Source organism: Pseudoalteromonas sp. PAST1, assembly GCF_021532515.1.
Classification (GTDB): Bacteria; Pseudomonadota; Gammaproteobacteria; order Enterobacterales; family Alteromonadaceae; genus Pseudoalteromonas; species Pseudoalteromonas simplex.
The window spans coordinates 1-24,795 of the sequence record NZ_JAKGBH010000051.1; the positions used below are offsets into that span (position 1 = coordinate 1).

The window sequence follows — 24,795 nt, forward strand, 5'->3', positions numbered from 1 at the left end:
CGCAGATCTCATCGTAGAGCTGGGACTAATGTTAGTCTCTAATAGACTCTGAATACATTAGCGCAAACCATCTCCGTTATTTTTAGTTATTAACTTGCAAAACGGGGCGTACCATACATTTTGTCCAAAAACGTGTTGAGGCGAATGCCTCAAAAGAGCGATAACCGGTCATTGAGGATGGCTAAATTTTGGGCTAATTAATAGATAAAGTTGTGTCGTTTATTCATATAGTCAAGCAAACGAGCAACGCGCATATCCTACATTTAAATTTATTTAAAATCTTGAAATACCCTCGGTTATTTGTTGGAATGTGGATAGATGAGCTTGAAGTCAGCAAAAATATGCGTGATGAGCGCACTATTAAATTGTTAGGCGTTGCTGAACAAGGAGAGATATTCAATGGCTTTTGCCCTCGCACCAGATCAAGAAAATGCTTACCCATCACTCATTACGGCATTGTGCGCGCGCGATGCGTATACTAGAGGCCATTGTGACCGCGTCTGTGCGCTTGCGTTGGAAGTGGGGCGTGCGGCCGATTTGAGTGCCCCCTCATTAGATGACTTGCGTATTGCCAGTCAATTACACGACGTGGGTAAGATTGGAGTTCGTGATACTGTTCTCTCGAAGCCTGGAAAGCTCACACCTGATGAAAGGGAAGAGATAAAGGCTCACTCGGTTATCGGTGAGAGAATAATTAGTGAGACATTCCTGACAAACAGAGACGAGGTCGCGTCTATTGTCAGACATCATCATGAAGCATTTGATGGAAGCGGATACCCGGACGGACTGGCTGGTGCCGATATTCCCCTGAGTAGTCGAATACTTTCGATCATTGATGCGTATGATGCACTGACGACTAGCAGGCCATACCGCATGGCTAAATCGCACCTTGAAACTATGAATATCTTGAAGCATGAAGTGGACACGAAGTTTGATCCAAATATTTTTTTGTTGTTTACAAAAGTCATAAAGGCCAGTTCGGCACGTGCCTCGTAAACGCTCGTTCCTAGAATACGGTGAACGCTGCCTAAAAAGTCTCTGCAGATGATATTTGATCCGCCACCCACTTTTTTGCTAACGCAAAAGCAGGCGTTGTCTCAAATGCACCTGAGCTCAGGCGTTGCTAATGTCTGCAATTGGCACAGAGCCGTCCTTCGGCTCTAACTCATTTATGCCCCAAAGCGAGTTTGTGGAAGATAAAAGCAACTTTTCTTAACACTTACTCACCTCTGGGCTCTATAGAATTTTCCGGTGAGCAAGCTACAAGGCATAAGTGTCACAGCATCATGTTTTGGCTGTAAAATAGTGTACGTTGTAACTTTATATGGCAATAGTCATACCCTAGCAACTTTGAACTTTAACCAACATTAAACGTGCAACCGAACAAGAACGGTTTTGTTAAGACAGATATTCATGAAATACTTGATGATTTAGGTTGTAATGTTGGGGGGATAATCCGATGTTTATTAGACTTTTAGTTGAGACTAAAATTTAATGGAAATTCTAGTTGTTTGAACAATTTTGTTCCGAACATGTCTTTTGATTTAAGTGTACAGATTTAATTGAAGTAAGGGTACGCCCAACCACACCCAGCAACAACGTTTTTTGTATTTGAAAATACTGCCAATCACAACACTATGCCACTACAAACTGCATCTTTAATTACCCAAGTGAATGCATGAGCTCTTTCACTATTCAATTCATACACTCTATTATCCATCTCGCTCTAAACACTCTACTATTATGTCTCTAATTTAGAGTATTTAGAGTATTTAGAGCGTTATGGATCGAGTCTAAAAATCTTTAACCACTTTTTAACTGCTGTGCTCAATATGTAAATATTTACCATTTTCTTCGATTACCCTTCCTTGCTTAATTAAAATATTAATTAACTTATAGTGAAACTTGCTATCTTGTTCTGAGCGCATCTTTCTTATTGTCGAATTGCGTTTATCGAGCTGGTTTGCTAGCACACCTTTTGAGACTGGGCCACTCTTCTGTGACGTTTTTTTTATTATTTCATCGGCACTTTTTAATACTTTCTGCCGATCAGCAATAAGTTTTTTATTTATGACTTCCATATAGTAGTCTATGTTTTGCTGAAAGTAGCGAGTTGAGTACATCAATTCTTCAACTGTAACAACTCCGGTTTCAACGGCAAGTAGTGATGCCATCTGTTTTATTTGTTCTGTTGCTCTGGCGTAAATTGCACCGAGTTGAATATGGTTCAACAATTTATCTTGATCAAAGTACTCAGTAACCTTTTTTAAAAAATCTTCGCAATCAGGTGATAATTTAATCTTGTCATTTAACCCATTCAGAGCTTTGCAGCGCTCAAAGATATGTTCTGAGGGCCTACAAATCGATGGAATAATGAGCTTTCCCCTGAACTCTTCACCTCTGAAATAGAAAAAACGACCAATAAATCCACTACAAATAGTTTCTTCATTAATTAATGAGTCAGCTTTGGTTGGTGTTGAGTAACTCGCAAGCGAGACATAGGGGTTATCCATACCGTTTTTAATATAACTAGCTGACATCTCCAGTTTTAATAAATGGCTTTCTTCGTGTTGAGTTAGAGAGACCTTTTTACTTAACTGTTCAATCTCTTTACTTACTTTTGCCCCAATTTCTCTTGTATAATTACCACTTAATAAATATAGAGAAGTAGTTTTCAATTCAAGAAGTAAGTCCCCCATGCCTGATTCAAATGAAGCTGATTTTGATGATAATGCTTTATTAAACAACTCATGTCCTTCATCTAAAAGATAAACAACACCTAAAGACTCGAAGAGATCTAAGATGATATTTCTGTCAGAACGTGGTTTTCCATGAAACATTTCATTGTGTCCAAGAGCAGCCATAAGTTCTTTTACATAACGTTGATGAGCTTCTTTACCACTTCCAGAAAGAGCTGTGATCATTGCAAAAAATGTCATTTTTTCACCGTCTATATTGAGTCTCTTATGACTGAGCATTGATAAAATAACTAGCGCGGCGGCTAATCTTAGTGAGGGTAAGGCACGCCTTTCAGTCAAAGCAATATCGTTACATATATCTCCAGCGAGTCCTGGTGGCGAGTTAAGATCTACTCCATTTAATAGTTCTTCAATTTCATCAAAGTACTTGTTTTGTTTATAGACTTTGCTTTTTGTGAACTTATCAGCATTCTGAGAAGGTTTTAGATAAAAAGCTTTATCATTTTTAAAATCAGAAGAGGGGGAAGTTTTAGTACAGTCATTTTTATGAACTGTGTTTTCATTTAAAGGCTTCGGTTGATTGTTTCTGAACACATGAGTGATTTTTTTTAACAAACTTTTCATTGTAATTTCCTTATACGTTAAATTCGATTGATGGTTTTTTTTAAGACTTGAGCCTTGCTTTCGGAAGTTTTATCCTTTCTTTCAGATAGTTTGTATTCCACCCAACTATCAATTGCAGATTTTGGCCATAACCTCCGTCTCCCAATTTGTATACTTTGCGGGATATCAACTCCATCTCCCCCCTTATTTATAGTGTTGTAGATTTGTGCTCTACTTGTACGAAGGAAAGCTGCTAATTCATCGGCGGTGAGTAATTTATTCATGTCATTCATCTCGTTTTTAGAGAATGTGTTTCGATGTGATGTATTTTTTCAAAGATAATAAAAATTTAATTAGGCAAAATTTTGAATGATTTTGCCCTAACTTTTTTCTATGGATTTGATATGTACAGGGTATTAGGTAGTTTAAGAACACAATATTGGTTCTGGTTCGTTCGGGATAAGTTGATTGAACTTGAATTAAGAGAGAGTCGAAATAACAAGAGGAAGGAGAACTTAAAGAGACAAAAAGAGAACGCTACTCTTACCCATATTTACTCCGATAAAAAAATGGCAGTTAAATTGCAAAAACTATCACCTTATTCAAATTTTGAGAAAGAGTTTACAAATAATGGTAAGAAATACAGAAAAGGTGAACGTGTGGCGCATTCGACATTAGTCAAGCTGATTGACCAAGTGATACCTGGTAGTATGCGTGCTTATGAAGAGGGGCCTCAGAAATTATTTTTAATGATTGAAAGTGACAGTATGCTTCAAATAGTTTATGAAATGGCAACTCAATTGTTGATTATTTGTAAAAGTAATGATGAGATTTTACTAAAAGATAAAGTTTTTAATTCATTAGTTAACTCTTTATCTAGTGAGATAAAACTTAGTGTCTTCAGCGGGACTCTAGAAATGTTTAAGGCATTTGATAATATTATCAATTACTTATTTCGAAATAATGAGTGGAAAAAATTTGTTTCAGTAATATACCTAGAAAAAAGAGAATCAGAAGATACTTTCTTTCAGCCAAAATACTTTGGGCTTAAAGAGTTAGCTCCAATTATCATAGGGTATGGTTTTTTTATGGCTAAATATTTTGACCAAGTTTACTCACTGGCTAAAGTTTGTTACGAAGAGAGGTACTTGAGTTTACTAAACAAGAATTTCTTAATTAGTAAAGAGCTTTGGCGATTTGAGAAGTTTGGAAAGATTGAACTTTCAACAAAAGAGAAGGAGATTCAATATTTATTTCAAAGAGCTAATACTATAGGAGAGCCCAAATTTTTTGCAGAAACGAAGTTAAAGTATCTCTAGTTAAAATTGACTTCTTGAAGCTTAGGGACAATACTGGGACACTTGGACTGTTAAGTAGGATTAGTTTAAGTTAACTCTACTTAGTCAAAGTTACCGTCGTTCTGAGGCTTTAAGAGAATAAGACCTAAATAATAAAGCATATATTAGCCCTCCGGAGGCTAAGTTGCAGGTTCGATCCCTGCCGAGAGCGCCATTTGCTCTTCACTTTAATATCTTCTAAGCTCGATTTATTCCTTCAGCAATCTCAAAAAGCTAATGACTTATCAACCTATCGCCTGTGGCGACTACGATAAATATGAATTATGGTGCATGCATAACTCTTTATTACGCATTACCTTAGAATCTGGTGAGCAGTTAGAAGGAAAAGCTGAGACCCTCAAAATACTCAACTCCGATGGCGAGCACCTGATTTTGGCAACAAAAAAAGGCGAACATGCCGTCCGCCTTGATTTAATTAAAAAGGTTGTCGAGCTATAGCCATTTTTTATTTTTAAAGTAAATGCCAATCCCAACGGTTAGCACCACCAAGAAAATAATAAACAAGCTAAATGCGTAAGGGCTTTCAGTGCCCGGAATACCGCCTACGTTTACACCTAATAAGCCTGTTAAGAAGCCAAGTGGTAAAAACAGTGCAGCAACCACCGACATCACATACATGCGCTGATTTAGTTGCTCAGATACTTGGCTAGTAATTGCTTGTTGAATAATTTGCGCGCGTTCAATTGAGCTATCTAGCTCTTCTAAATAACGGATCAACATATTAGTTGTTTCGTTTAAGCGTGCCTTATCGTCTTCATCTAACCACTTATACTTGTTGTTTAACAAAGTAATAAGTGCTTCTTTTTGTGGCCGTAGATAACGTTTTAACGCGATTGTCTGGCGGCGAATTTGTGCTAATGATTGATGATCAAAGCCTTTGTTTGGTTCATCAATTTCATCTTCAAATCCATCGAGTGTGTCATCTAAACTGTCGATAACAGCTTGCATACGCGAGGTTAGGTTTTGCGCTAATTGGCACACTAACTCAGAAATTGTGCAAGGACCATTGCTGCCATCGAACGATTCAACAATATCTTGCACCGATAATAAACGGCGCTTACGTGTTGTGACCACAATGTTTTCGTTAATAAACAAGCGTAGCGAGACCATGTCTTCTGGACTTTGCGCTGGGTTTAAGTTAACTCCACGTAAAAACAGCATATTACCATTAGTGACTTTACTTAAACGCGGGCGTGTTTCATCGGCAATCAGCGACTCAAGTTCGTAATCAGTTAATAAATTACTTTGCTCAAGCCATTCAACGGCTTCAGCTTGACTGTAGTCCATGTGCACCCAAAGTTTTCCGTGTTCGGGTTGCCAATTTTGCAGCTCAGTACTATTTTCAATAGCACGTGCACCGCCTTGTTCGTCTAAGATTAAGACATGAAGTAACCCATTGATCATATTGAACTCTCGTTTTACAAATAGTGCGATATAGTTGAGTATATACATTAGTATAGTCAAGACTATATTAATGAAATCGATTTATCGAGGGGATAAATATATTTCGTTGGTGTTTCTAGCTCTGTAGCGTATAAGACACTTTTTTATAGAGGGCACATTAATGAGCGCAAAAATTATTGTTGGCTGGCGAGAGTGGCTTGGCCTGCCTGAACTGGGAATAGAAAAAATCAAAGCAAAAGTTGATACCGGAGCGAGAACTTCATGTATTCATGCTTTTGACATTGAGGAATTTTCAGAAAATGGCGAAGCATGGGTGAAATTTACTACCCATCCTCTACAAGACGATGTAGAAACAACGGTAGAGTGTCGCGCCAAAGTAGTTGAGCGTAAGTATGTGACCAGTTCAAGCGGTCAGCGTGAGCTACGCTACTTTATTGAAACAAAATTAGTCGCAGGAACCCAAAGCTGGCCTGTAAGGGTGACTTTAAGTAACCGTTCAACAATGAAGTTTAGAATGTTGTTAGGGCGTACAGCAATGGAAAATCGCATAGTCGTTGATCCGGCTTTATCTCATTTATTATAGGAAAAGGACTTATCACACGTTGTTACGTGTATGAGTTTATCAGTTAAGGTTTTTAACTATGAAACTTGGTATTTTATCTCGCAACCAAAATTTATATTCAACACGTCGCTTAATTGAAGCAGCAGAGCAACGTGGTCACGAAGTGAAAGTAATTGATGCACTTCGTTGTTATATGAACATCAATTCAGAGCAGCCTGAAATCCATTACCGCGGTGAAAATTTAAAAGATTTTGACGCTATCGTACCGCGTATTGGTTCATCAGTGACCTTTTATGGCTGTGCGGTATTACGTCAGTTTGAAATGATGGGGGTATTCCCTGTCAATGAATCAGTGGCGATCACTCGCTCACGCGATAAGTTACGTTCATTACAGCTACTTTCACGTAAAGGTGTGGGTATGCCAGTAACAGGCTTTGCAAGTAAACCTGATGATGTAAAAGATTTATTAAGCATGGTGGGTGGCACGCCAGTGGTTATTAAGCTACTTGAAGGTACCCAAGGTATTGGTGTGGTATTAGCTGAAACACGTAAAGCTGCAGAAAGTGTAATTGAAGCGTTTATGGGCTTAAAAGCCAATATTATGGTGCAAGAGTATATCAAAGAAGCGGGCGGTGCGGACATTCGCTGTTTTGTATTAGGCGATAAAGTAATTGCTGCGATGAAGCGTCAAGCGCAAGAAGGTGAATTTCGCTCTAATTTACACCGAGGTGGTAGTGCGACATTGGTTCGTATTACTCCAGAAGAGAGAAGAACAGCGGTTGCAGCTGCTAAAGCGATGGGTTTAAACGTAGCGGGTGTTGATTTACTTCGCTCTGCACGTGGTCCATTGGTGATGGAGGTTAACTCTTCACCTGGTCTTGAAGGTATTGAAGTTGCAACCGGCAAAGACATTGCAGGCATGATTGTTGAGTTTATTGAAAAAACAGCGGCATCAAAAAGAACTGCAACGCGTGGTAAAGGTTAAGCCTTTACCCATAGGAAAATAAGCGCTCTATTAAAAGGAAAAGTGCGTGGCTAAGGTTAAGAAAAATACACCGTTTTCAATTTTAGGCGATACGGTTGGTGTTGGCGAACGTAAAACATTTGCGATTGAAGCTGCCAAGCTTTACACCCACTCGCCGTTAAATATTCCAATTGAAGTCGTCAATGGTGTGCAGCAAGGGCCTGTATTAATGGTATGTGCTGCAATTCACGGTGATGAGCTCAATGGTGTTGAGGTTGTTAGGCAGTTGCTTGCTAAAATCGATCCAGAGCAATTGCGCGGTACTATTATTGCGGTACCGATTGTGAATGTGTTTGGCTTTATTCACAAGTCACGCTATTTACCAGACCGCCGTGACATGAACCGCAGTTTTCCGGGCTCAACACGAGGCTCGTTAGCAGGGCGAATGGCGAATGCGTTTTTTACTCAGGTGGCAATGCATTGTACGCATATTATTGATTTGCACACAGGTGCAATTCACCGAACTAACTTGCCACAAATTCGTGCCAATTTGAGCGACCCTGCAACGGCGGCTATGGCAAAAGCGTTTGGTACTCCAGCGGTGATTGACGCGTCACTTCGTAATGGCTCATTGCGCAGTGAAGCGGCCAATTTAGGAATACCCGTTATTACCTATGAAGCCGGCGAAGCGCTACGCTTTGACCCAATAGCCATTGCAGCTGGTGTGCAAGGTGTTGACTATGTCATGCGCCATTTAAAAATGGTGCGTGGCAAGCGTGCTAAAAAGCTACCAGAGCCGATTATTGCAAGCTCGACGAGTTGGGTACGCGCTGAAGTTGACGGTATTGTTCGTGCACAAGTATCACTCGGTGAGCGAGTAATGAAAGGGCAGGTTCTAGCTTATATTAGTAGCCCTCTTGGTGATGCTGAGCTTGAGTTACTAGCGCCACGCAGCGGTATTGTCATTGGTCAGCAAACAATGCCGCTGGTAAACGAGGGGGATGCCGTATTCCATCTTGCTTACTTTGCTCACGCAAACAGCCTAGTTGAACAACAGCTCGAAAACTTTATTGATGAAATAAGTGATATTGAAGACGAGTTAAAAACCGCAGAATTAAATAACTAATACCCTATTCTGTAATTCAAAAAGCCAAACTACCTGTTTGGCTTTTTTGTATCCGCCTGTCCCCATCTAATACTTGACCTTAGAGCAAGTACAAGTTTTATAGTTTTTTTACTTACTTGTCGTAAGAATGACTAAAGGATCAAAGATGAAAATTTTTCTATTTTATACAGGCTTATGCACGCTTGCTATTTCACTTACGCACGGCTTTTTTACTGAGCAAAGTGTTGTTCACATTGTGTTATTTCACCCTCTAGTCATTTTATTTAGTTTTATATTAATCGCCTATGGAAGCAGAAAAAAAACACCTCTTTAGCAAGCATCTCGTTAACTTAAAGTCGTTACTTTTTTGGACCTAAAATACGTTTTATGGTTGGCGCTTTGGTTGCCGTAGGTGGGTTTTTTAGGACCATCACAGGGCGGGTAACAAAGATGTTGTTTGGGTAAATCACTTTGTGACCATCAACGTGTTCAAGTACCACGTTCATTAGTCCCATTTCGATAATGCGGCCTTCTAAGAAGTTTGCACCGTCAATTACTCTCACCCAAAAGCCAACGCGGCAGTCGTTTTGAATAAACATCAACAAGAAGGCTGTTAGGTTACTTAGTAACGACCAGGCTGCAAAAAGCGCGACACCTAGCATGGCAAAAATGGATGAGCCAAGTACTAGTAAGCCGCGTAGCTCTATACCCCAAAAAACCAATACTAAACACAGCATGACAATGGCAAGAATGATATTGAGCAACAGCTCAGCACGGTATTCACGATGCGGATCAGCTTTGCCTTTAATTGCTTTTAACAGCAGTTTTTTGGTGGTTTTACGAAGCAGCGGGTAAAGCAAAACCGCGATAACAGTCACGATTAAATGATATTGCTCGTTAAAGAATTCGACGAAGTCCAAAAGGGTTCCTAAATTAATATTTTACGTTTCGATTTTAGCTTTTTAGCTAAACAATAACACTACTTTAAAAGGTATTTTTAACCGTTACTAGCCACTGCACAGAGTCGATATCATCATCTTGCTTGTTAATTGGTGCGGCAATATCTAGGTGAATTACCGTACCGGCATTGGCACGGCTTGGCGCTAAGCGAAGGCCCACTCCCACATTTTGCAGCACGTTACCGTTATCGCCATTATCTTTGTTGTTATACCAAGCTCTACCAATATCATAAAACGCGGCACCACCCACTTTAAACAATTGCAGTAAGTCATATTCCCAGTAGTAGCGCTTCTCTAAAGTCACTAAAAAGCTGCGGTCGCCAACTTGGTAGTCAAGCGGGTATCCACGCAGGCCATTCTCCCCACCAATCGTGAGTTGCTTATCAGCTGTGAGATTTTCTGCATATTGTAGGCGGGCTTTGGCATACCAGCTTTGTCTTAGTGTGGTATTGAGGTAATACTGTAACTGCGTGCTGGCAAACAGGTTTTCTACGTCATCGGTTTCTTCATTCCAGTAGCCATCAAGGTCTGCTTTAAAGCGCCACAATTGGTTGTCTCCAGAGTAATGCGCCTTTGATAAAGATAACGAATAAATAGTACGGTTGGCATCGTCGCTAAAATCTTTACTCGAATAACCGAGTAAAGCGCGGATATTCCAACCGAGGTTTAAATCTTCTGTTCGGTAGATGCTATCGAAATTTCTTACCTTAACGTAATGATCTTCAAACCACTGTGCACTAACATAGGGGTAGTTGAGCGTTCGGTCTTCAGCAATAGGTAAATTTGTTAATGATATGGCCTTGAAAGTATCCTTACGATTTTCTACCCCGAGTTTGATACGCTGAGTCCAGCTATTGCCAAGTTGTGATGAGTGACCAAAGTAAGCACGGTTTAATATGGTCTTTTGCTCAAATTCGCTAACTACATCACCACGGTAGTAAAGAGATTCTCTACGCTGGTCAGAGTAACTTGTAACACCGTAACTGTAGGGCGTATCAATCGAGAAAAACGGGTAGCTGACATCGAGGTAATGACGTTTACCGTCATCGTTGTCTGAGTATTCTAAACGGCCTTGATAACGGCTAGAGAATATATGTGGATCGTCATACACAAATAGGTAACCTGTGCGATCAGCATCACGGGTGCGGCTAAATGACACTCGTTTACCCCAGCCTAAAAAGTTTGACTCGCGAAAGCCAATACTCGACTCATTCTCACCGCCGCTACGGCTAAAGCTTATTTCTGGTAATAAAGTCCACAGATCGCGCGTAATGACTTTTACATGGACGTTGCCATCACAATCGAGCTTTGCGTTGATACGTGCATCATATAAATAGCCTTGTTTACGCAGTAACCGCTCTGACTCTAGTAATTTACGTGGATTGTAAACATCACCTTCTTCGAACAATAAAACGCTGTGTATTACTTCTGGCTCAGTCGTCATGTGAGCGCGATTGGCAAACCGGAATAAAAAGTTATTTTCTTCTTCTAGCTCAGTGTTAAAGACATTCAGCTGTTCAAGTTCAATAGAGACTATTTTACGGTTATTAGCAGCGTCGGGTAGGGGGTTATCGGCATCGAGTTGGCGGCGTAAGTTATTATCTTGCGATTTAAGCGTGCGCTGGTTTTGACAATAATTATTATCGTCAGTGAATTGCTGTTCTGCATGAACATTGGCTGCTATGCAGATTGGTAATAGTGTTATTAGCCTAGCAACAAAGTGCGACTGCTTAAATCCCATTTACACCCTTAGTTGAGTATGTCCTGTGCAACTACTACATACTAAGCGTGGAAAAAAGTCTAGCTTATTATTGTAATTGCATGACTAAATATTGATAAAGTTGCGGTAAAACTGCACTGGCCTCAATGCCTTCAGCATTGATCCAAATACTTTCACTGTAATGTTCAAAGTTTAGATTAAAACTATGATCTGTAAAGTGAAAGCGTAATTGATGACGATCAGCGCCAGCATCAAAGTCGGCGGTTGTTATTGCTGGAGCGTGTAAGAAAAGGGTTGCCCAAAGTTCAAAGTCTTCGTCGTGTGGAAGCTCACTTGACGTTATGAGAATGATTTCATGCTCAGCATCATAGCTTAGTTCAGTCATAGCAGTCCTAATTAGAGGCAAGATAGTCGCGAATGGTATTTAAAAACGGTGCGCCGTACTTATTGAGCTTAGTGAAACCAACACCCGACACTTTTAAAAACTCACTGTCGTTGGTTGGCATTAACTGCGCCATTTCAGCGAGGGTTTTATCATTGAAAATCACATAAGGTGGTACATCATCAGCATCTGCCAACTCTTTACGTAAGGCACGTAATTTTGCAAACAGCTTTTTATCGTAATTAAACTGAGCAAGTTTATCTTGGTAAACGTGCTTAGCTTGTAGGCGAGGTTCAGCAAGTTGCAGTGCATACTCACTTTTAAGCACCGCACGGGCGGCTTCGGTTAAGCGTAATGAAGAGCCTTGGGTAATATCTTGGCTCAATAACCCTTGATGGATAAGCTGCCTTAAAATACTCAGCCAGAACTCCACACTATGCTCTTTTCCTATGCCATAGGTGCTTAGCTGGTGGTGATTGTTATCACGAATACGGCTAGTGTTTGCGCCGCGCAGTAACTCAACAATATAGCCAATACCAAAACGTTGTTCTGCACGATACACACACGAGAGAGCTTGTTGCGCGACAAGTGTGCCATCAAAGCTAGTCGGTGGGTTTAAGCAAATATCACAGTTACCACAGGTTTCGCGCTTATATTCACTAAAGTAATTTAGCAAAATTTGTCTGCGGCATGTTTGTGCTTCGGCAAAGCTGGCCATAGCATTAAAGCGCTGTTCTTCAACACGACGCCGTTGCTCGTCTTCAATATCTTCAAAAAAGCGGCGTACGCGACCAATATCGGCCGGATCAAAATACATTATCGCTTCTGCAGCCAGACCATCACGACCTGCACGACCGGTCTCTTGGTAGTAAGCCTCAATGCTTTTTGGAATATCGTAATGCACCACAAAACGTACGTTTGGTTTATTAATCCCCATGCCAAAGGCAACGGTCGCAACCACAATTTGAATATCGTCACGGGCAAAGCCCGATTGCACAAATTGGCGTTGTTCATTGCTCATACCTGCATGGTAGGCGGCGGCATTAAACCCTGCGTCAGCAAGTTTTTCGGCTACATCATCAACCCGTTTTCGGCTGGTGCAATAAATAATGCCGCTTTGATTTTGCTGCTCTTTTAAATATCGAAGCAGCTGTACCATAGGTTTGAATTTTTCTTCTATGGTGTAACGAATGTTAGGTCTATCGAAGCTACCAGTGTGCACGTAAGGGTGGTTAAGCTGAAGCTGTTCAATAATATCGTAACGAGTTGCTTTATCTGCCGTTGCTGTAAGGGCCATCATGGGCACGTGCATAAAGCGTTGCTTTAACTCGTTGAGCCGACAGTAATGCGGCCTAAAGTCATGCCCCCAATGCGACACACAGTGAGCTTCATCAATAGCAAAAAGTGCGAGTTTAAGATGACTCAAGCGCTCTAAAAATTCGTGTTGTAATACTTTTTCTGGTGCAACATATAACAGCTTAATTTGGCCGTAGTGTAATTGTTGATAGACAGCTTGTTGCTCTTCAAAAGGCAGGCTGTTATTGATGTAGGCCGCTTGCACGCCGAGCGCTCTTAGTTGGGCAACTTGGTCTTGCATCAAGGATATAAGCGGCGAGATAACCACAGTAACACCATCGAGGATCAAAGCGGGTACTTGATAGCATAATGATTTGCCTCCACCCGTTGGTAGAAGTACAAGCGAGTCTTGGCCGTCTAGCGCTGCGGCTATAATCGCTTCTTGGCCATCACGAAAGTCCTTGTAACCAAACACTTGTTTGAGTACGGCTTGTGGTGATCGAACGGGTGTGTTGGACATTGCGGTATTGGTATTCATCGCCGAGCATTTTAGTGGTTTTTTATAGCGATGTCTTTAGCAATATACCCAAACTATCTCAAAATGCAGAATTCAGCGTTTCACAGGAGCTTAATGTCACGGCGTTACTTTGCAACAATGGCAGTCCCTTTTAAGAAGTAAATACATGGGCTTATTTAGCGTGTTTTGGTTGCGTCACTGTTTAGGGGGCGTAAAATAGCGCTTTTAAACTATAAAGCCAAACTTATGCCTACCAACATTGAGCAGCGAAAAGGTGTCATTTTCGCTTGTTTAGCCTTTTTTATGTGGGGTCTTGCACCCATTTATTTTAAATTTCTTCAGCAGGTTTCTGCTTTTGAGATCTTAATGCACCGTGTTATTTGGTCGGTGTTATTTTTACTTCTTATTATTGCAGCTCGTCATCAATGGCAGCGTATTCGAATTGTGCTTGGGCAACCTAAATTACTTTTGATGTTGGTAATAACAGCAAGTTTACTTGGCTTTAACTGGGGGTTATTTATTTGGGCGGTGAACAATAATCACATGCTCGATGCTAGTTTAGGTTATTACATCAACCCACTACTAAATGTGTTGCTTGGTATGTTGTTTTTAGGTGAGCGGCTGCGTAAATGGCAAGGCGTTGCTGTAGGCCTCGCGCTTTGTGGTGTGCTGCTTCAATTAGTGAGCTTTGGATCATTTCCTGTGGTTGCTTTTTCGCTAGCTGGCTCGTTTGCTATTTATGGTCTTTTACGCAAAAAGCTGCCGATTGAATCATTACCTGGGTTATTGCTCGAAGCACTTATTTTATTACCTGTTGCACTTATTTACTGGTGGTTTATGGCGCCTTCGCCAAGCTCTGATTTAACTGCAAATGATTGGCATATTAACGTGTTACTGATAAGTGCAGGAGTGGTGACAACTTTACCACTGTTGTGTTTTACCGGTGCAGCAAAACGCCTTCAGTACAGCACATTAGGCCTTTTTCAGTACATAGGTCCAAGTTTAATGTTTATGCTTGCCGTGGCTTTTTATGGTGAGGTATTTGATGCTGAGCGTGTGGTGACCTTTGCCTGTATTTGGAGCGCTTTGGCGTTATTCAGTTGGGATTCGTACCGCCAAAGTCGTAAGCAACGCAAAGCGAAATTAGAGGCAGTGACTAAGCCTGTATAGGCTTAGCTTATTAGCTTGTTGCGCCCAGACTCTTTTGCTTGATAAAGCTTTAGATCGGCCTGTTTTATTAGTTCATCTAAACTATAAATAGGCCCATTATGAAAACCAATCGACAGCGTAAACTTGATACGGTCTTTGCTAAATTCAGGGCTGTGCTTTTCAACAAATAAGCGGAATTTTTCTAAACGCTGTAACGATTCATGTCGGTCTTGATCAGCAAAATATACTGCAAACTCTTCACCACCAAAGCGGCCAACTAAATTATTTTTAAAATACTTTGCCATACATTGCGATAGGCCCTTAAGCACTTCATCACCGGCATCATGACCATAGTTATCATTTATTGATTTAAAGTGGTCAATATCGATCATAGCTAAAGAGACAGAGTTTTCTGCCAGTTTTGCAGCTTTGAGGTGGCTGTTTGCTTCACCAAAGAAATAGCGGCGATTAGGCAGCTTAGTGAGGTAATCAGTGTTTGCCTGTAAACGAATCGTTTTAATGTTTTCAAGCATGTCGACGTTTTGACTTAGCCGGCAATAGAATTCTTCATTATTAAATGGCTTGCGAAGGTAATCGTCTGCACCAGATTTTAAAAAGCGCGTTGATAAGTGCAGAGTATCGAGTGCAGAAATGCCGATTATGGCTTTTTCATCATTGGAATATAAACGACGAATTTCAACACAAAGCTCATCCCCATTCATGTTTGGCATTTCGTTATCGGTAATGATCACCGATATTTTTGGGTTTTCAGCCAGTACTTTTAAAGCGTCGACACCATCAACAGCTTCAATGGTTTGGTATTTGTGACGAGTTAATAAGTTACAAATGTGGTGGCGAGTTGCCGCTGAATCATCAACGACAAGAACTTGCACTTGTTCATTTCGAGGCAAGCGAGCGAGTTGTTTTTCCAGATACTGATAAGCTTGTTTATTTTCTTTAGTAATGTAGTCAATTATTGGGTGCTTTTCGACAATATTACGCGTTGTCTCATCTAGGTTTCCCGTCATGACAATTGTGGGAATATCAGAGGCGATAGTAAAAGGAATTGCTTCGCCTTTTGGTGCATCAGGTAGAATAAAGTCTACTACCGAGCAAAAATAAGAGTGCTCTTCAACTAACTTTTTTGCTTCAGCCAACGAGCCTGCAATATCGGCTTCATAACCAACTTTTTGCGCGATATGCTTTTGCACTCGCGCAATCGTTGGCGTATCTTCAATTATTAATATTCTTCTAGTCACGGTTTGCCTTGTTATAACTTTTTGGCGAAGCAATAGTTACTACAAGTTTTAACCTTAAAAGCCTAAAAAAGCAAATCGTTATAAGCTGTCTGACTCAGAATAATATTCAACGCTTTGTGTTGTTGGGTTTGCAATACGGGAACGTCCAAACAATGTATGAAATTTCGTTTTGCAAGTGGTTTGCTTTAGGTATTTGACCCAAGCACGTTCAATTGCATTGGTCGCTTCAAGATTGCCGGTGACAACTTGTACAAATTGAGTTTGAAATTCATTTTGTGGTTCTAGGGTTTTGTTGTATAAACCCTTTAGAACAACACCATGCTGCTCGAGAATGTCGGCTTCTAGCAAAGTGAAGTGACCACTACGACCAAAACCGCGTGGGAAATTTTGATCATCATAGAATTGACGTTGGCTTGCAAATGCCTGACGAAGTGATGAAATGTCATTGCTCATGGCTTTATCCTCATGCCCTAATTTCTTGCTGGAGTATGGATCAAGTTGTCGATTTTATTAAACAAATTATTTTTATCGTAAGGGTAAAAAATGGATATCGATTTATTGAAGACTTTTGTTGAAGTGGTCCGTACGCGCCATTTCGGTAAGGCAGCTGAAAATTTATATATTACACAGTCTGCGGTGAGTTTTCGGATCAGACAATTAGAGCAAGGTTTAGGCGTTAACTTATTTATTCGCCAACGTAACAACATACAGTTAACGGCGCCTGGTGAGCGATTACTGCCACATGCACAAATGATCATTACGGGTATGCAGCGCGCAAAAGTTGATGTGGCACTTGCAGATAATATGCATAAGCAAATTAGCTTAGCAGGAACACCTAATATTTGGGATGCATTTTTACAGTTTGGTATTACTAATATTGTTTCTGCTATGCCGGGTGTGTCGTTAGTTGCTGAAGTCAAAGCACAACAAGAGAGTACTCGCTTATTACTGGAACGTACTCTAGATTTAGCTGTGTTGTTCGATCCCCCTAAAGTAGATGAACTGGTTGTACAGCGAATTTGTGAGTTACCTATTATTCCTGTGAGTGCTTTTGAAACAGCAAATAGTGAAAACTTTTTCGATAACCAATATGTGTATGTTGATTGGGGTACCACCTTTTCTTTATGGCATGCTCGTGAGTTTAACGGCCACGCCCCTCCATATTTTAGAACCAGTACGGGCCGTATTGCGCTTGATTTAATTTTGAAGTGCGGCGGCAGTGCCTTTATTCCTCAGTTATTAGTTGAAGAGCAGCTTAAATCTGGTGAGCTTTATCATGTTGAAGATGTTGCGCATACATCGCGTGATGTGTTTGTTGCTTACCACAGAGACAACGAGCAAACCCCTCTGTTAGAGAAGTTAGTCACTTTATTAACTGAGCTACAAATAAAAGCTTAAAATTAATTTAATTTAGCTTTCATAAAAATTTAATTTTACAACAGTGAGTTACGTTTTTATTTCAAAATTAATTACATTTTATGAAGCTAAATTGACGCTTTTATTTCAACTGTCATCTTTCTGTCATTTTTTGCTGTCACACTGCGCGCATTGAAACACAACATGTGTTTTTTGTTGCGATTATTGAGGAAACGACATGAAATTTGCAAAGTCTAGCTTATTCCTAGCTTTATTTGGTGGTTTATCTTTTTCTGCACTAGCTGATGTAGATGTATATGGTAAAGCAAACGTGACTGTTCAATCATCAGATGATGGCGAAGGGTCTTTCACTGAAATTAAAAGCAATAACTCACGTTTTGGCTTAAAAGGTTCAGAAAAAATTTCTGAAGGCTTAGAAGCGGTTTATAAATTTGAGTTTGGTGTAGACGTATCTGACGCTGATTCAAAAGGCGACAATGACGATAACATCACTGCGCGTAATCAATACGTGGGTGTGAAAGGTAGCTTTGGTCAAGTTGTTATCGGTCGTAACGATACAGCAATGAAGCAATCTCAAGGTAAAGTTGATTTATTCAATGACCTTGAAGGCGATATCAAAAACGCATTTAAAGGTGAAAACCGTTTAGGCGACACTATTTCTTATGCTTCTAAAGACTTCAGTGGCTTCAAAGTATTAGCAACTTATGTAGCTGAAGATGATGTAGATGCTGATAACGGGTACTCAGTAGCGTTAACTTACGGCGATGCAAAACTTAAAGAAAGCAAACTTTATGCATCAGTTGCAGCTGACAGCGAAGTAAAAGGTTACGACATTGTTCGTGCAACAGTACAAGGTAAACTAGGTGACTTCAAACTAGGTGCTATGTACCAAACACAAGAAAAAGTGGATGGTAGCGCAGAAGCTGATGGCTACTTAGTAAATGCTGCTTACCAAATGAATAGCAACACATTCAAAGTACAGTACCAAGTAATTGACTTTGATGAAGGCGATAAGAAAACAGCTATTTCTGCAGGTGTTGATCACAAGCTAAACAAAAACACCAAAGTATTTGGTTTCTACTCAACGTTTGATACAGACAATCAAGTTGACCAAGATTACCTAGGTGTTGGTATTGAATACAAATTCTAAGTGAACACTCCCTTACTTGTGAGCCCAGCTAATTAGCTGGGCTTTTTTTGTTGAACAACAAAATTATACTGAAGTTAGCTTTAAGCTTGTGCGTAGTTTGATTTGCCTGCAAGCCAGCGTTGAATCAATTTATCGGTAAGTTCTGGGTAGTCATTCAATATTTTGAAAGCGATGGGTCTGACATGATTGAGTGTTTGTTTATCGCGGTTTAGGTCGGCGATTTTGAATTCAGCTAAGCCTGTTTGTTTGGTGCCAAGTACTTCACCTGGGCCACGGATTTCGAGATCTCGCTCAGCAATCACAAAGCCATCATTACTTTCACGCAGCACACCTAAGCGTTTTTGCGCTGTAGCTGATAATGGCGCATGATAAAGTAAAACACAGTGTGATGCCGTTGCCCCACGACCAACACGGCCGCGTAGCTGGTGAAGTTGTGCAAGCCCTAACCGTTCAGGGTTTTCAATAATAATAAGGCTCGCATTAGGCACATCAACACCCACTTCAATCACGGTTGTGGCAACCAGTACATGAATATTGCCGGCTTTAAACTCACTCATAATGGCTTGCTTTTCGGCGGCTTTCATCCGGCCATGCACCAAGCCAACGTTTAGCTCTGGCAGTGCTGCTTTTAATTGCTCGGCGCTATCCTCGGCGGCTTGGCATTGCAGTACTTCAGATTCATCAATCAGAGTGCAAACCCAATACACTTGACGACCTTGCTCTGAGCATGCTGTTCTCACACGTTGAATAATTTCGTCTCGGCGTGCATCAGGAATAGCCACCGTTGTAATAGGCGTTCTACCGGGTGGTAACTCATCAATCACTGAGGTTTCTAAATCAGCGTAGGCTGTCATTGCTAAGGTTCGCGGGATAGGGGTTGCAGTCATCACTAATTGGTGTGGGTAGCAATCACCAAAGCGGCCTTTTTCACGCAGTGATAAACGCTGATGAACACCAAAGCGGTGTTGCTCATCAATAATAATTAAAACGAGATTATTAAACTCAACCTGTTCTTGGAATAATGCATGGGTGCCAACAATCATTTGTGCTTCCCCAGAGGCGATTTTTTCCAAAGTCGCTGCTCGCTCTTTACCTTTACTTTTGCCACCTAACCAGGCAACTTCAACACCGAGTTGATTAAACCATTGGCTAAAGTTGATGCCATGTTGCTCTGATAAAATCTCTGTTGGTGCCATTAGCGCTACTTGATAGCCTTCGCTGATAGCACTGAGCGCACTGAGCGCTGCGACTAAGGTTTTACCAGAGCCGACATCGCCTTGTACTAGGCGCATCATCGGAAACGGGTGTTGTAAGTCACCTTTGATTTCTGCCACCACACGACTTTGCGCGTTGGTTGGGCTAAAAGCTAAATTAGCTAAAAACTGTTGCTCAAGTTGGTTATGAGGTTTTAAAGCAACCGCTTTTACCGTTTGCCCTTTTTGGCGTAGCTTTAAAAGGCTTAAGTTTTGCGCAAGCAGCTCTTCAAACACTAGCCGTTGCTGGGCAGGGTGCATACCTTGTTCAAGGGCAGTTAAATCAATATCGTTTTGTGGGCGATGTAAGGTCATAAGTGCATCGGCTAAACGCATTCCGGTCGGCTGAAACTGTTCTGGCAGCAACTCTTCGACAGGGTACTTAGTTAATAGTGCAAGTGCTTGATCGCTAAGCGCACGAATAGATAACTGTTTTAGCCCTTCGGTAACAGGATAAACAGGCGTAAGCGTGGTATTAGTTGGTTGCTCAGAAGGGGTATCCGATAAACTGTATTCAGGATGTGTCATTTCAAAGCCAACACGACCACGGCGGATCTCACCAAAGCAACGAATGATTTTACCTGTACCTAAGGCATTTTTTTGAGCCGCGCTGAAGTTAAAAAACCTGAGCGTTAAACGGCCCGTGCCATCATTTACTTGGCAAACCAGCATGCGCCTTTTTCCAAAGGTAATTTGGCTGGTTTCAATAGTGGCTTCAACACTAACATGGCTATGCGGTTGCAGCTCGCAGATGGGATGAATACGGGTGCGGTCTTCATAGCGGTGAGGTAAATGAAACAGCATGTCTTGCACCGTATGAATATTTAGCTTAGCAAGGCGCTCGGCCATTTTTGGGCCGACGCCTTTTAATTCTGTAATTGGGTATAACGCTAAGCTAGGATGACTCAAAGGTGACTCAAATTATTAATTAGTAGACTGTTTTTCAGTTTACTTGCACTCGTTAGTGGCTTCAAGCGGTTGCGTGTGTTTTAAAATGTTCCAGAACGTTTCATCAGCAACAATTTCCCCATTTTCATCCAGCTCAGGGTACGGCAGCTCTTTTTCGCGGCATTGTTCAGCAATGATAGGGTGACAGCCTTCAAACAAAATACGATGCTTAACTTTCGCATCAAGCATATCGCGGTTATAAAGACCTGCTTCTTCACGTTGGCGCTGTGCTTCAAATAAAATAAGTGCCGCTGCAACAGATACATTAAGAGATTGCACCATTCCTTGCATTGGGATGATGATGTTTTTATCAGCATGAGCGAGGGCACGCGGCGAAATACCATCACGTTCTTGACCAACAATAACAGCTGTCGGTTTGGTGTAATCAATTTCACGAAAGTCGACTGCGTCGTCGCTGAGGTGAGTTGCTAAAATTTGTACATCAGGATTTTGCGCACGCATCATGGCTACGGCTTCATCGATATTGCGATGCAAGTGAGTTTCGAGCCAGTTTTTACTACCACCTGAAGTATTGTTAGTTAACCATTTTTGATTCTCTGGCCATACAGCATGAACATGATGGCAGCCTGTCGCGTCAGCTGTGCGGGCAATGGCCGATAAATTATGATGCTTATGTACTTCTTCTAAACAAACCGTTAGGTCCGTTTGGCGGCGATCTAACACGCGCTTAACACGCTCAAAGCGAGTTGTATCCATAGTTGTGTGCTCGTTGACGGATTCTAATTGGCGCTGATTATACCCTAGGGAACAACAGCACGGCTAATTGGGTTTTGTAATGAGATCAGCGTTTCTGTTGATTGAATAGCTTCGATGGCTTGTATTTTGTTAATTAACACATCTTGTAGATGATCAATTGAGCGTGCCATCACTTTGATAAATATACTGTAATTACCCGTGGTGTAATAGGCTTCTACGACTTCTTCTAGCTCTTTTAAATGCAGTAACGTTTGTGGGTAATCACGGGCATTGTTGAGGTTAATACCAATAAAACAGCAAACATCGTAACCAAGCTGTTTGGCATCAATACTGACTTGGGTGCCTGTAATAATTCCCGCTTGTTTCATCTTTTCGACTCGAACATGAATAGTTCCGGCACTTACTGCAAAGCGTTTAGCAAGTTCTGCATACGCTGTTCGCGCATTTTCCATTAAAGCATTAAGGATGTTTTTATCGAGATTATCGATTTGATAATTTTCCATGGTATTTATTAGTGTTAATTATTGAATCAGTAAAATTTATAGCATTATTTTTATGAAAATTTCAATGTTAAGTTCTTTTTATTGCGGGTTATTGAAAATTATCTTTGTTTAGTTGAGGATTGTTTTAACAAGAGGGGCCAAGCAGCGGGTTTCTCTAATCAAGCAAGTAACAATAACTGGGAATGAGGCCAATTATTATGAGTTCACACTACCTGCAGCAACAGCAGCAAATTAGTAAAGTAAAACAGTTTTTTTCAAGCCAATTAGAACAACAATTAGGATTAGTTGAGGTACAAGCGCCGATCTTGGCAAAAGTAGGCGATGGTATTCAAGATAACTTAAGCGGTACTGAAAATGCTGTATCGGTAGCAGTGAAAACAATTCCGGGTAGCCAATTTGAAGTAGTGCACTCTTTAGCTAAATGGAAACGCAAAACCTTGGCTGATTACGATTTTTCGGTAGGTGAGGGGCTCTATACGCATATGAAGGCGCTTCGCCCAGATGAAGAATCTTTAAGCCCAATTCACTCGGTGTATGTTGACCAATGGGATTGGGAAAAAGTAATTTGCGAGAGTACTGAGCGCACCTTAGACAAGCTAAAAGAAACCGTAACATCACTTTATCAGGCTATTAAAGCAACCGAACGCTTTGTATCAAGCGAGTTTGGTTTAACGCCATTTTTGCCAGAGCAAATCACCTTTGTACACAGTGAACAGTTACGTCAGATGTATCCTGACTTTACTGCAAAACAACGTGAAAAAGCGGTAGCACAAGAATACGGTGCGGTATTTTTAATTGGTATAGGCGGCACACTTGCCGATGGCAAAATTCATGACGTACGAGCACCGGATTATGACGATTGGTCAACCCAAACCTGCAGTAAATTTGCAGGCTTAAACGGTGATATTTTAGCTTGGAACCCGGTGCTAGAAGATGCCTTTGAAATCTCTTCAATGGGCATTCGTGTAAGTCCTGATGCATTAGCTACTCAATTAGCGATTACAGGCGACCAAGCTCGTTTAGAGTTTGATTGGCATAAACAGCTACTTGCGAAGCAGTTCCCGCAAACAATTGGTGGTGGGATTGGTCAATCACGACTCGCTATGTTGCTGTTACAAAAACAGCATATCGGGCAAGTACAAGTTGGTGTTTGGCCTGAACAGCTAAAACAGCAAGTGGAAGGAATTCTCTAAGTTAAGATTAATGACCCTGGTAAAAAGAGGCTTAAAGCCTCTTTTTTATTAACTGGTTTTAAACTCCACCTCAACCTTGTTCTCTTCAAGCTTAACCTTGCAAGGGGGGTACTTACGGTTTGTACGTAGCACTTTTTCAAAAATATGTATTTCTACCCCTGAGTGCAATGTTTTGTTAACGACTAATTGCGCATCTTCAAGTAAATCATGCAAATGATGCTCTAAACTTGATAGTTTTTTCTCAAGCATTTCAGCTTGCTCGCAATAGTGCATTTGTGTGGCCCCTATTTTGGCCAGAAGAGTTTTTTTCTTTTCTGCATCTTTTACTAAATCCGCTTTTTCGATAGCCGCTTGTAAGGTATCAAGTTGCGAATCTGTTTGTGCTAAATCTTTGAAGCATTGGTCTGTTTGTGCTGTTACATCAGCACCTGAAGCCGCTAAGTTAATCACCATCTTCGCGCCTGATTCATTGCCAATTTCGCCAGCAATAACTATTTGAGCATCTAAAATTTCACCGCCAAATAGTTTTCCTTGGGGGTTATCTTCTTGGCCGACTTGCAACAATTTAGTGGCTTTCATTACACAATGGCTGGCTTGACGGTCGATGAGGATATTGTTTGCTTCAAGGTAGCTGTATTGACCATGTGATAAGTGAATGTCGCCTTGGCTGATGATATTACATGATAACTTTTTATCTTCGAGTTGGTGGCCAATTACGCCTTGTTTTATGGTGATATCACCAGCTGCAGATAAATGACCAGACTCTACAGTGCCCATAACTGTTATATCGCCTTTGGCATTAATACGCATTCCCGGCTCAACATTATGAGTTACAATGACGCTACCTTCAAAATCTACATGGCCGGTTTTTACGTTGACATCGGCAATGGTAAAAATATCATCAACACGCATGCCATTCGCGATATCTACTGGAACACCTGCAATGGCTGAAATAAGTTCAAGCGGATTATTTTTAGATATTTCGGTACCTTCACCAGCAACTAGAGTATTACTTTCACCAGGCTTGGCTGGTAATACATCACCGGTAACAGTAAAGCCTTCTTTACCCGGAGTCGCAGGGATTTGCTTGATAAGTAATACGCCGGGTTCGACACTGGCGAGCTTGCCAAAATCACGCATATCGACAGTACCATCTTCACGCAATTTGGGTTTTTTTAAGCGATCTTTGAGCGTTTCAACTTGAGAAACTAGTTTTGATGGTTGGCCATCGATAGGTAAGCGACCTTTTGCTAGCACGCCTTTAGCGACTTCTCCTGCTGGTAACTCAAACTGTTGTTGTAATAGCTGTTCCAAGAAAGCTTGTTTGTACCCGCGAGCAACGCCCGCTCTGATAAGCTCCTTTTTAGCTTCATCAAGCGTCATAACTTTGCCGCCTTCAGCAAGAGTAAGTTCGCCTGTAGCAAGCATTTTATCATCGCTTAGGGTTACAACTAGGCTCGCATCATGTTTAGAGGCAACAACAAGCATGCGCTCGTTAGAATCACTTTTGAAGAATTTATTGATAGCTTCATGATCCACTCTGCATTCGCAAAATGGTGACTTTTCTAATGCTTCGATAATAAACGCAGCACTAGGAGGCGAGTTTTCATGAACATCTAATAAAACGTTGCCGTTGTGAGCGAGCTTAAACACGTGGAGATCCTTTTTGACTACATT

At 41.0% G+C, this 24,795-nt stretch carries 23 protein-coding genes; 10 read left to right on the plus strand and 13 right to left on the minus strand.

Translation table 11 applies throughout. The annotated features are described in order from the left end of the window. Positions 1 to 399 precede the first annotated feature (399 nt). Entirely contained in the window at positions 400 to 996 is a 597-nt protein-coding gene (locus L1272_RS18820; protein WP_004589546.1) for an HD-GYP domain-containing protein, read from the plus strand. A gap of 818 nt (positions 997 to 1,814) precedes the next feature. On the opposite strand, the gene L1272_RS18825 is transcribed toward L1272_RS18820, so the two are convergent. Then, on the minus strand, positions 1,815 to 3,323 hold the full coding sequence (locus tag L1272_RS18825) for a hypothetical protein (protein ID WP_235374071.1): 1,509 nt from the start codon (positions 3,321 to 3,323) through the stop codon (positions 1,815 to 1,817). Positions 3,324 to 3,340: 17 nt separating this feature from the next. Beyond that, a complete protein-coding gene (locus tag L1272_RS18830; protein ID WP_235374072.1) occupies positions 3,341 to 3,586 on the minus strand; it encodes a helix-turn-helix transcriptional regulator in 246 nt (81 codons plus the stop codon). Between the two features lie 81 nt (positions 3,587 to 3,667). Between L1272_RS18830 and L1272_RS18835 the strand changes: the two genes are divergently transcribed. Beyond that, positions 3,668 to 4,621, plus strand: coding sequence for a hypothetical protein (locus L1272_RS18835; RefSeq protein WP_235374073.1), 954 nt, complete (start codon positions 3,668 to 3,670; stop codon positions 4,619 to 4,621). A gap of 255 nt (positions 4,622 to 4,876) precedes the next feature. After that, the gene (locus L1272_RS18840) at positions 4,877 to 5,098 is read left to right on the plus strand and encodes a Rho-binding antiterminator (protein WP_054554206.1); all 222 of its coding nucleotides are present in this window, start codon (positions 4,877 to 4,879) and stop codon (positions 5,096 to 5,098) included. On the opposite strand, the gene zntB is transcribed toward L1272_RS18840, so the two are convergent. Next, the gene (zntB, locus tag L1272_RS18845; protein ID WP_235374074.1) at positions 5,093 to 6,064 is read right to left on the minus strand and encodes a zinc transporter ZntB; all 972 of its coding nucleotides are present in this window, start codon (positions 6,062 to 6,064) and stop codon (positions 5,093 to 5,095) included. The genes L1272_RS18840 and zntB overlap by 6 nt on opposite strands. 160 nt (positions 6,065 to 6,224) lie before the next feature. Here zntB and L1272_RS18850 point away from each other — a divergent pair, with 160 nt between their 5' ends. Genes L1272_RS18850 through L1272_RS18860 form a run of 3 tightly spaced genes read left to right on the plus strand, consistent with a single transcriptional unit; the run spans position 6,225 to position 8,716 of the window. Further along, the gene (locus tag L1272_RS18850) at positions 6,225 to 6,647 is read left to right on the plus strand and encodes an ATP-dependent zinc protease family protein (protein ID WP_054554208.1); all 423 of its coding nucleotides are present in this window, start codon (positions 6,225 to 6,227) and stop codon (positions 6,645 to 6,647) included. A 58-nt stretch (positions 6,648 to 6,705) separates the two neighbouring features. Further along, positions 6,706 to 7,611 carry a 30S ribosomal protein S6--L-glutamate ligase gene (gene rimK / locus L1272_RS18855; protein ID WP_054554209.1) on the plus strand — a complete coding sequence of 302 codons (906 nt, stop codon included), beginning with the start codon at positions 6,706 to 6,708 and terminating at the stop codon, positions 7,609 to 7,611. A gap of 46 nt (positions 7,612 to 7,657) precedes the next feature. Further along, positions 7,658 to 8,716, plus strand: coding sequence for a succinylglutamate desuccinylase/aspartoacylase family protein (locus tag L1272_RS18860; protein WP_138601134.1), 1,059 nt, complete (start codon positions 7,658 to 7,660; stop codon positions 8,714 to 8,716). A gap of 338 nt (positions 8,717 to 9,054) precedes the next feature. Here L1272_RS18860 and L1272_RS18865 read toward each other — a convergent pair whose 3' ends face one another. From L1272_RS18865 to recQ, 4 genes are all read right to left on the minus strand, one after another. Then, a complete protein-coding gene (locus L1272_RS18865) occupies positions 9,055 to 9,615 on the minus strand; it encodes a mechanosensitive ion channel domain-containing protein (RefSeq protein WP_095209703.1) in 561 nt (186 codons plus the stop codon). Between the two features lie 64 nt (positions 9,616 to 9,679). Then, positions 9,680 to 11,395 carry a BamA/TamA family outer membrane protein gene (locus tag L1272_RS18870; protein ID WP_235374075.1) on the minus strand — a complete coding sequence of 572 codons (1,716 nt, stop codon included), beginning with the start codon at positions 11,393 to 11,395 and terminating at the stop codon, positions 9,680 to 9,682. Positions 11,396 to 11,462: 67 nt separating this feature from the next. Beyond that, positions 11,463 to 11,759, minus strand: coding sequence for a DUF3630 family protein (locus tag L1272_RS18875; RefSeq protein WP_138601126.1), 297 nt, complete (start codon positions 11,757 to 11,759; stop codon positions 11,463 to 11,465). Between the two features lie 7 nt (positions 11,760 to 11,766). Then, positions 11,767 to 13,590 (minus strand): DNA helicase RecQ, encoded by a 1,824-nt coding sequence (gene recQ, locus L1272_RS18880; RefSeq protein ID WP_235374076.1) that lies wholly within the window; start codon positions 13,588 to 13,590, stop codon positions 11,767 to 11,769. A gap of 225 nt (positions 13,591 to 13,815) precedes the next feature. Here recQ and rarD point away from each other — a divergent pair, with 225 nt between their 5' ends. Then, positions 13,816 to 14,739 carry an EamA family transporter RarD gene (rarD, locus tag L1272_RS18885; RefSeq protein WP_235374077.1) on the plus strand — a complete coding sequence of 308 codons (924 nt, stop codon included), beginning with the start codon at positions 13,816 to 13,818 and terminating at the stop codon, positions 14,737 to 14,739. Between the two features lie 2 nt (positions 14,740 to 14,741). Here the strand turns inward: rarD and L1272_RS18890 are convergent, their stop codons facing one another. Both L1272_RS18890 and L1272_RS18895 read right to left on the minus strand, forming a co-directional pair. Further along, positions 14,742 to 15,977: a GGDEF domain-containing response regulator gene (locus tag L1272_RS18890; RefSeq protein WP_054554214.1), complete on the minus strand. Its 1,236-nt coding sequence runs from the start codon at positions 15,975 to 15,977 to the stop codon at positions 14,742 to 14,744. A gap of 78 nt (positions 15,978 to 16,055) precedes the next feature. After that, entirely contained in the window at positions 16,056 to 16,430 is a 375-nt protein-coding gene (locus L1272_RS18895) for a DUF413 domain-containing protein (RefSeq protein WP_054554215.1), read from the minus strand. 90 nt (positions 16,431 to 16,520) lie between these two features. Between L1272_RS18895 and L1272_RS18900 the strand changes: the two genes are divergently transcribed. Both L1272_RS18900 and L1272_RS18905 read left to right on the plus strand, forming a co-directional pair. Then, a complete protein-coding gene (locus tag L1272_RS18900) occupies positions 16,521 to 17,375 on the plus strand; it encodes a LysR family transcriptional regulator (RefSeq protein ID WP_054554216.1) in 855 nt (284 codons plus the stop codon). A 196-nt stretch (positions 17,376 to 17,571) separates the two neighbouring features. Beyond that, positions 17,572 to 18,504 (plus strand): porin, encoded by a 933-nt coding sequence (locus L1272_RS18905; RefSeq protein WP_054554217.1) that lies wholly within the window; start codon positions 17,572 to 17,574, stop codon positions 18,502 to 18,504. 80 nt (positions 18,505 to 18,584) lie between these two features. On the opposite strand, the gene recG is transcribed toward L1272_RS18905, so the two are convergent. From recG to asnC, 3 genes are read right to left on the minus strand one after another with little or no spacing between them, the layout of a single operon-like run. Beyond that, a complete protein-coding gene (gene recG / locus L1272_RS18910) occupies positions 18,585 to 20,666 on the minus strand; it encodes an ATP-dependent DNA helicase RecG (RefSeq protein WP_199529936.1) in 2,082 nt (693 codons plus the stop codon). Between the two features lie 39 nt (positions 20,667 to 20,705). Continuing rightward, complete coding sequence (trmH, locus tag L1272_RS18915; protein WP_054554219.1) at positions 20,706 to 21,422, minus strand: tRNA (guanosine(18)-2'-O)-methyltransferase TrmH; 717 nt, start codon at positions 21,420 to 21,422, stop codon at positions 20,706 to 20,708. Positions 21,423 to 21,466: 44 nt separating this feature from the next. Then, on the minus strand, positions 21,467 to 21,925 hold the full coding sequence (asnC, locus tag L1272_RS18920; protein ID WP_054554220.1) for a transcriptional regulator AsnC: 459 nt from the start codon (positions 21,923 to 21,925) through the stop codon (positions 21,467 to 21,469). A 197-nt stretch (positions 21,926 to 22,122) separates the two neighbouring features. Here asnC and asnA point away from each other — a divergent pair, with 197 nt between their 5' ends. Continuing rightward, positions 22,123 to 23,118 (plus strand): aspartate--ammonia ligase, encoded by a 996-nt coding sequence (asnA, locus tag L1272_RS18925; protein WP_235374078.1) that lies wholly within the window; start codon positions 22,123 to 22,125, stop codon positions 23,116 to 23,118. A 48-nt stretch (positions 23,119 to 23,166) separates the two neighbouring features. Here the strand turns inward: asnA and L1272_RS18930 are convergent, their stop codons facing one another. Continuing rightward, positions 23,167 to 24,771, minus strand: coding sequence for a DUF342 domain-containing protein (locus L1272_RS18930; RefSeq protein ID WP_054554222.1), 1,605 nt, complete (start codon positions 24,769 to 24,771; stop codon positions 23,167 to 23,169). Between the last annotated feature and the right edge of the window lie 24 nt (positions 24,772 to 24,795).

Coding starts and splice junctions, on each gene's coding strand:
- L1272_RS18820 (WP_004589546.1), top strand. CDS start 400: ATGGCTTTTGCCCTCGCACCAGATCAAGAAAATGCTTACCCATCACTC.
- L1272_RS18825 (WP_235374071.1), bottom strand. CDS start 3,323: ATGAAAAGTTTGTTAAAAAAAATCACTCATGTGTTCAGAAACAATCAA.
- L1272_RS18830 (WP_235374072.1), bottom strand. CDS start 3,586: ATGAATAAATTACTCACCGCCGATGAATTAGCAGCTTTCCTTCGTACA.
- L1272_RS18840 (WP_054554206.1), top strand. CDS start 4,877: ATGACTTATCAACCTATCGCCTGTGGCGACTACGATAAATATGAATTA.
- zntB (WP_235374074.1), bottom strand. CDS start 6,064: ATGATCAATGGGTTACTTCATGTCTTAATCTTAGACGAACAAGGCGGT.
- L1272_RS18850 (WP_054554208.1), top strand. CDS start 6,225: ATGAGCGCAAAAATTATTGTTGGCTGGCGAGAGTGGCTTGGCCTGCCT.
- rimK (WP_054554209.1), top strand. CDS start 6,706: ATGAAACTTGGTATTTTATCTCGCAACCAAAATTTATATTCAACACGT.
- L1272_RS18870 (WP_235374075.1), bottom strand. CDS start 11,395: ATGGGATTTAAGCAGTCGCACTTTGTTGCTAGGCTAATAACACTATTA.
- L1272_RS18875 (WP_138601126.1), bottom strand. CDS start 11,759: ATGACTGAACTAAGCTATGATGCTGAGCATGAAATCATTCTCATAACG.
- recQ (WP_235374076.1), bottom strand. CDS start 13,590: ATGAATACCAATACCGCAATGTCCAACACACCCGTTCGATCACCACAA.
- rarD (WP_235374077.1), top strand. CDS start 13,816: ATGCCTACCAACATTGAGCAGCGAAAAGGTGTCATTTTCGCTTGTTTA.
- L1272_RS18895 (WP_054554215.1), bottom strand. CDS start 16,430: ATGAGCAATGACATTTCATCACTTCGTCAGGCATTTGCAAGCCAACGT.
- L1272_RS18900 (WP_054554216.1), top strand. CDS start 16,521: ATGGATATCGATTTATTGAAGACTTTTGTTGAAGTGGTCCGTACGCGC.
- L1272_RS18905 (WP_054554217.1), top strand. CDS start 17,572: ATGAAATTTGCAAAGTCTAGCTTATTCCTAGCTTTATTTGGTGGTTTA.
- trmH (WP_054554219.1), bottom strand. CDS start 21,422: ATGGATACAACTCGCTTTGAGCGTGTTAAGCGCGTGTTAGATCGCCGC.
- asnC (WP_054554220.1), bottom strand. CDS start 21,925: ATGGAAAATTATCAAATCGATAATCTCGATAAAAACATCCTTAATGCT.
- asnA (WP_235374078.1), top strand. CDS start 22,123: ATGAGTTCACACTACCTGCAGCAACAGCAGCAAATTAGTAAAGTAAAA.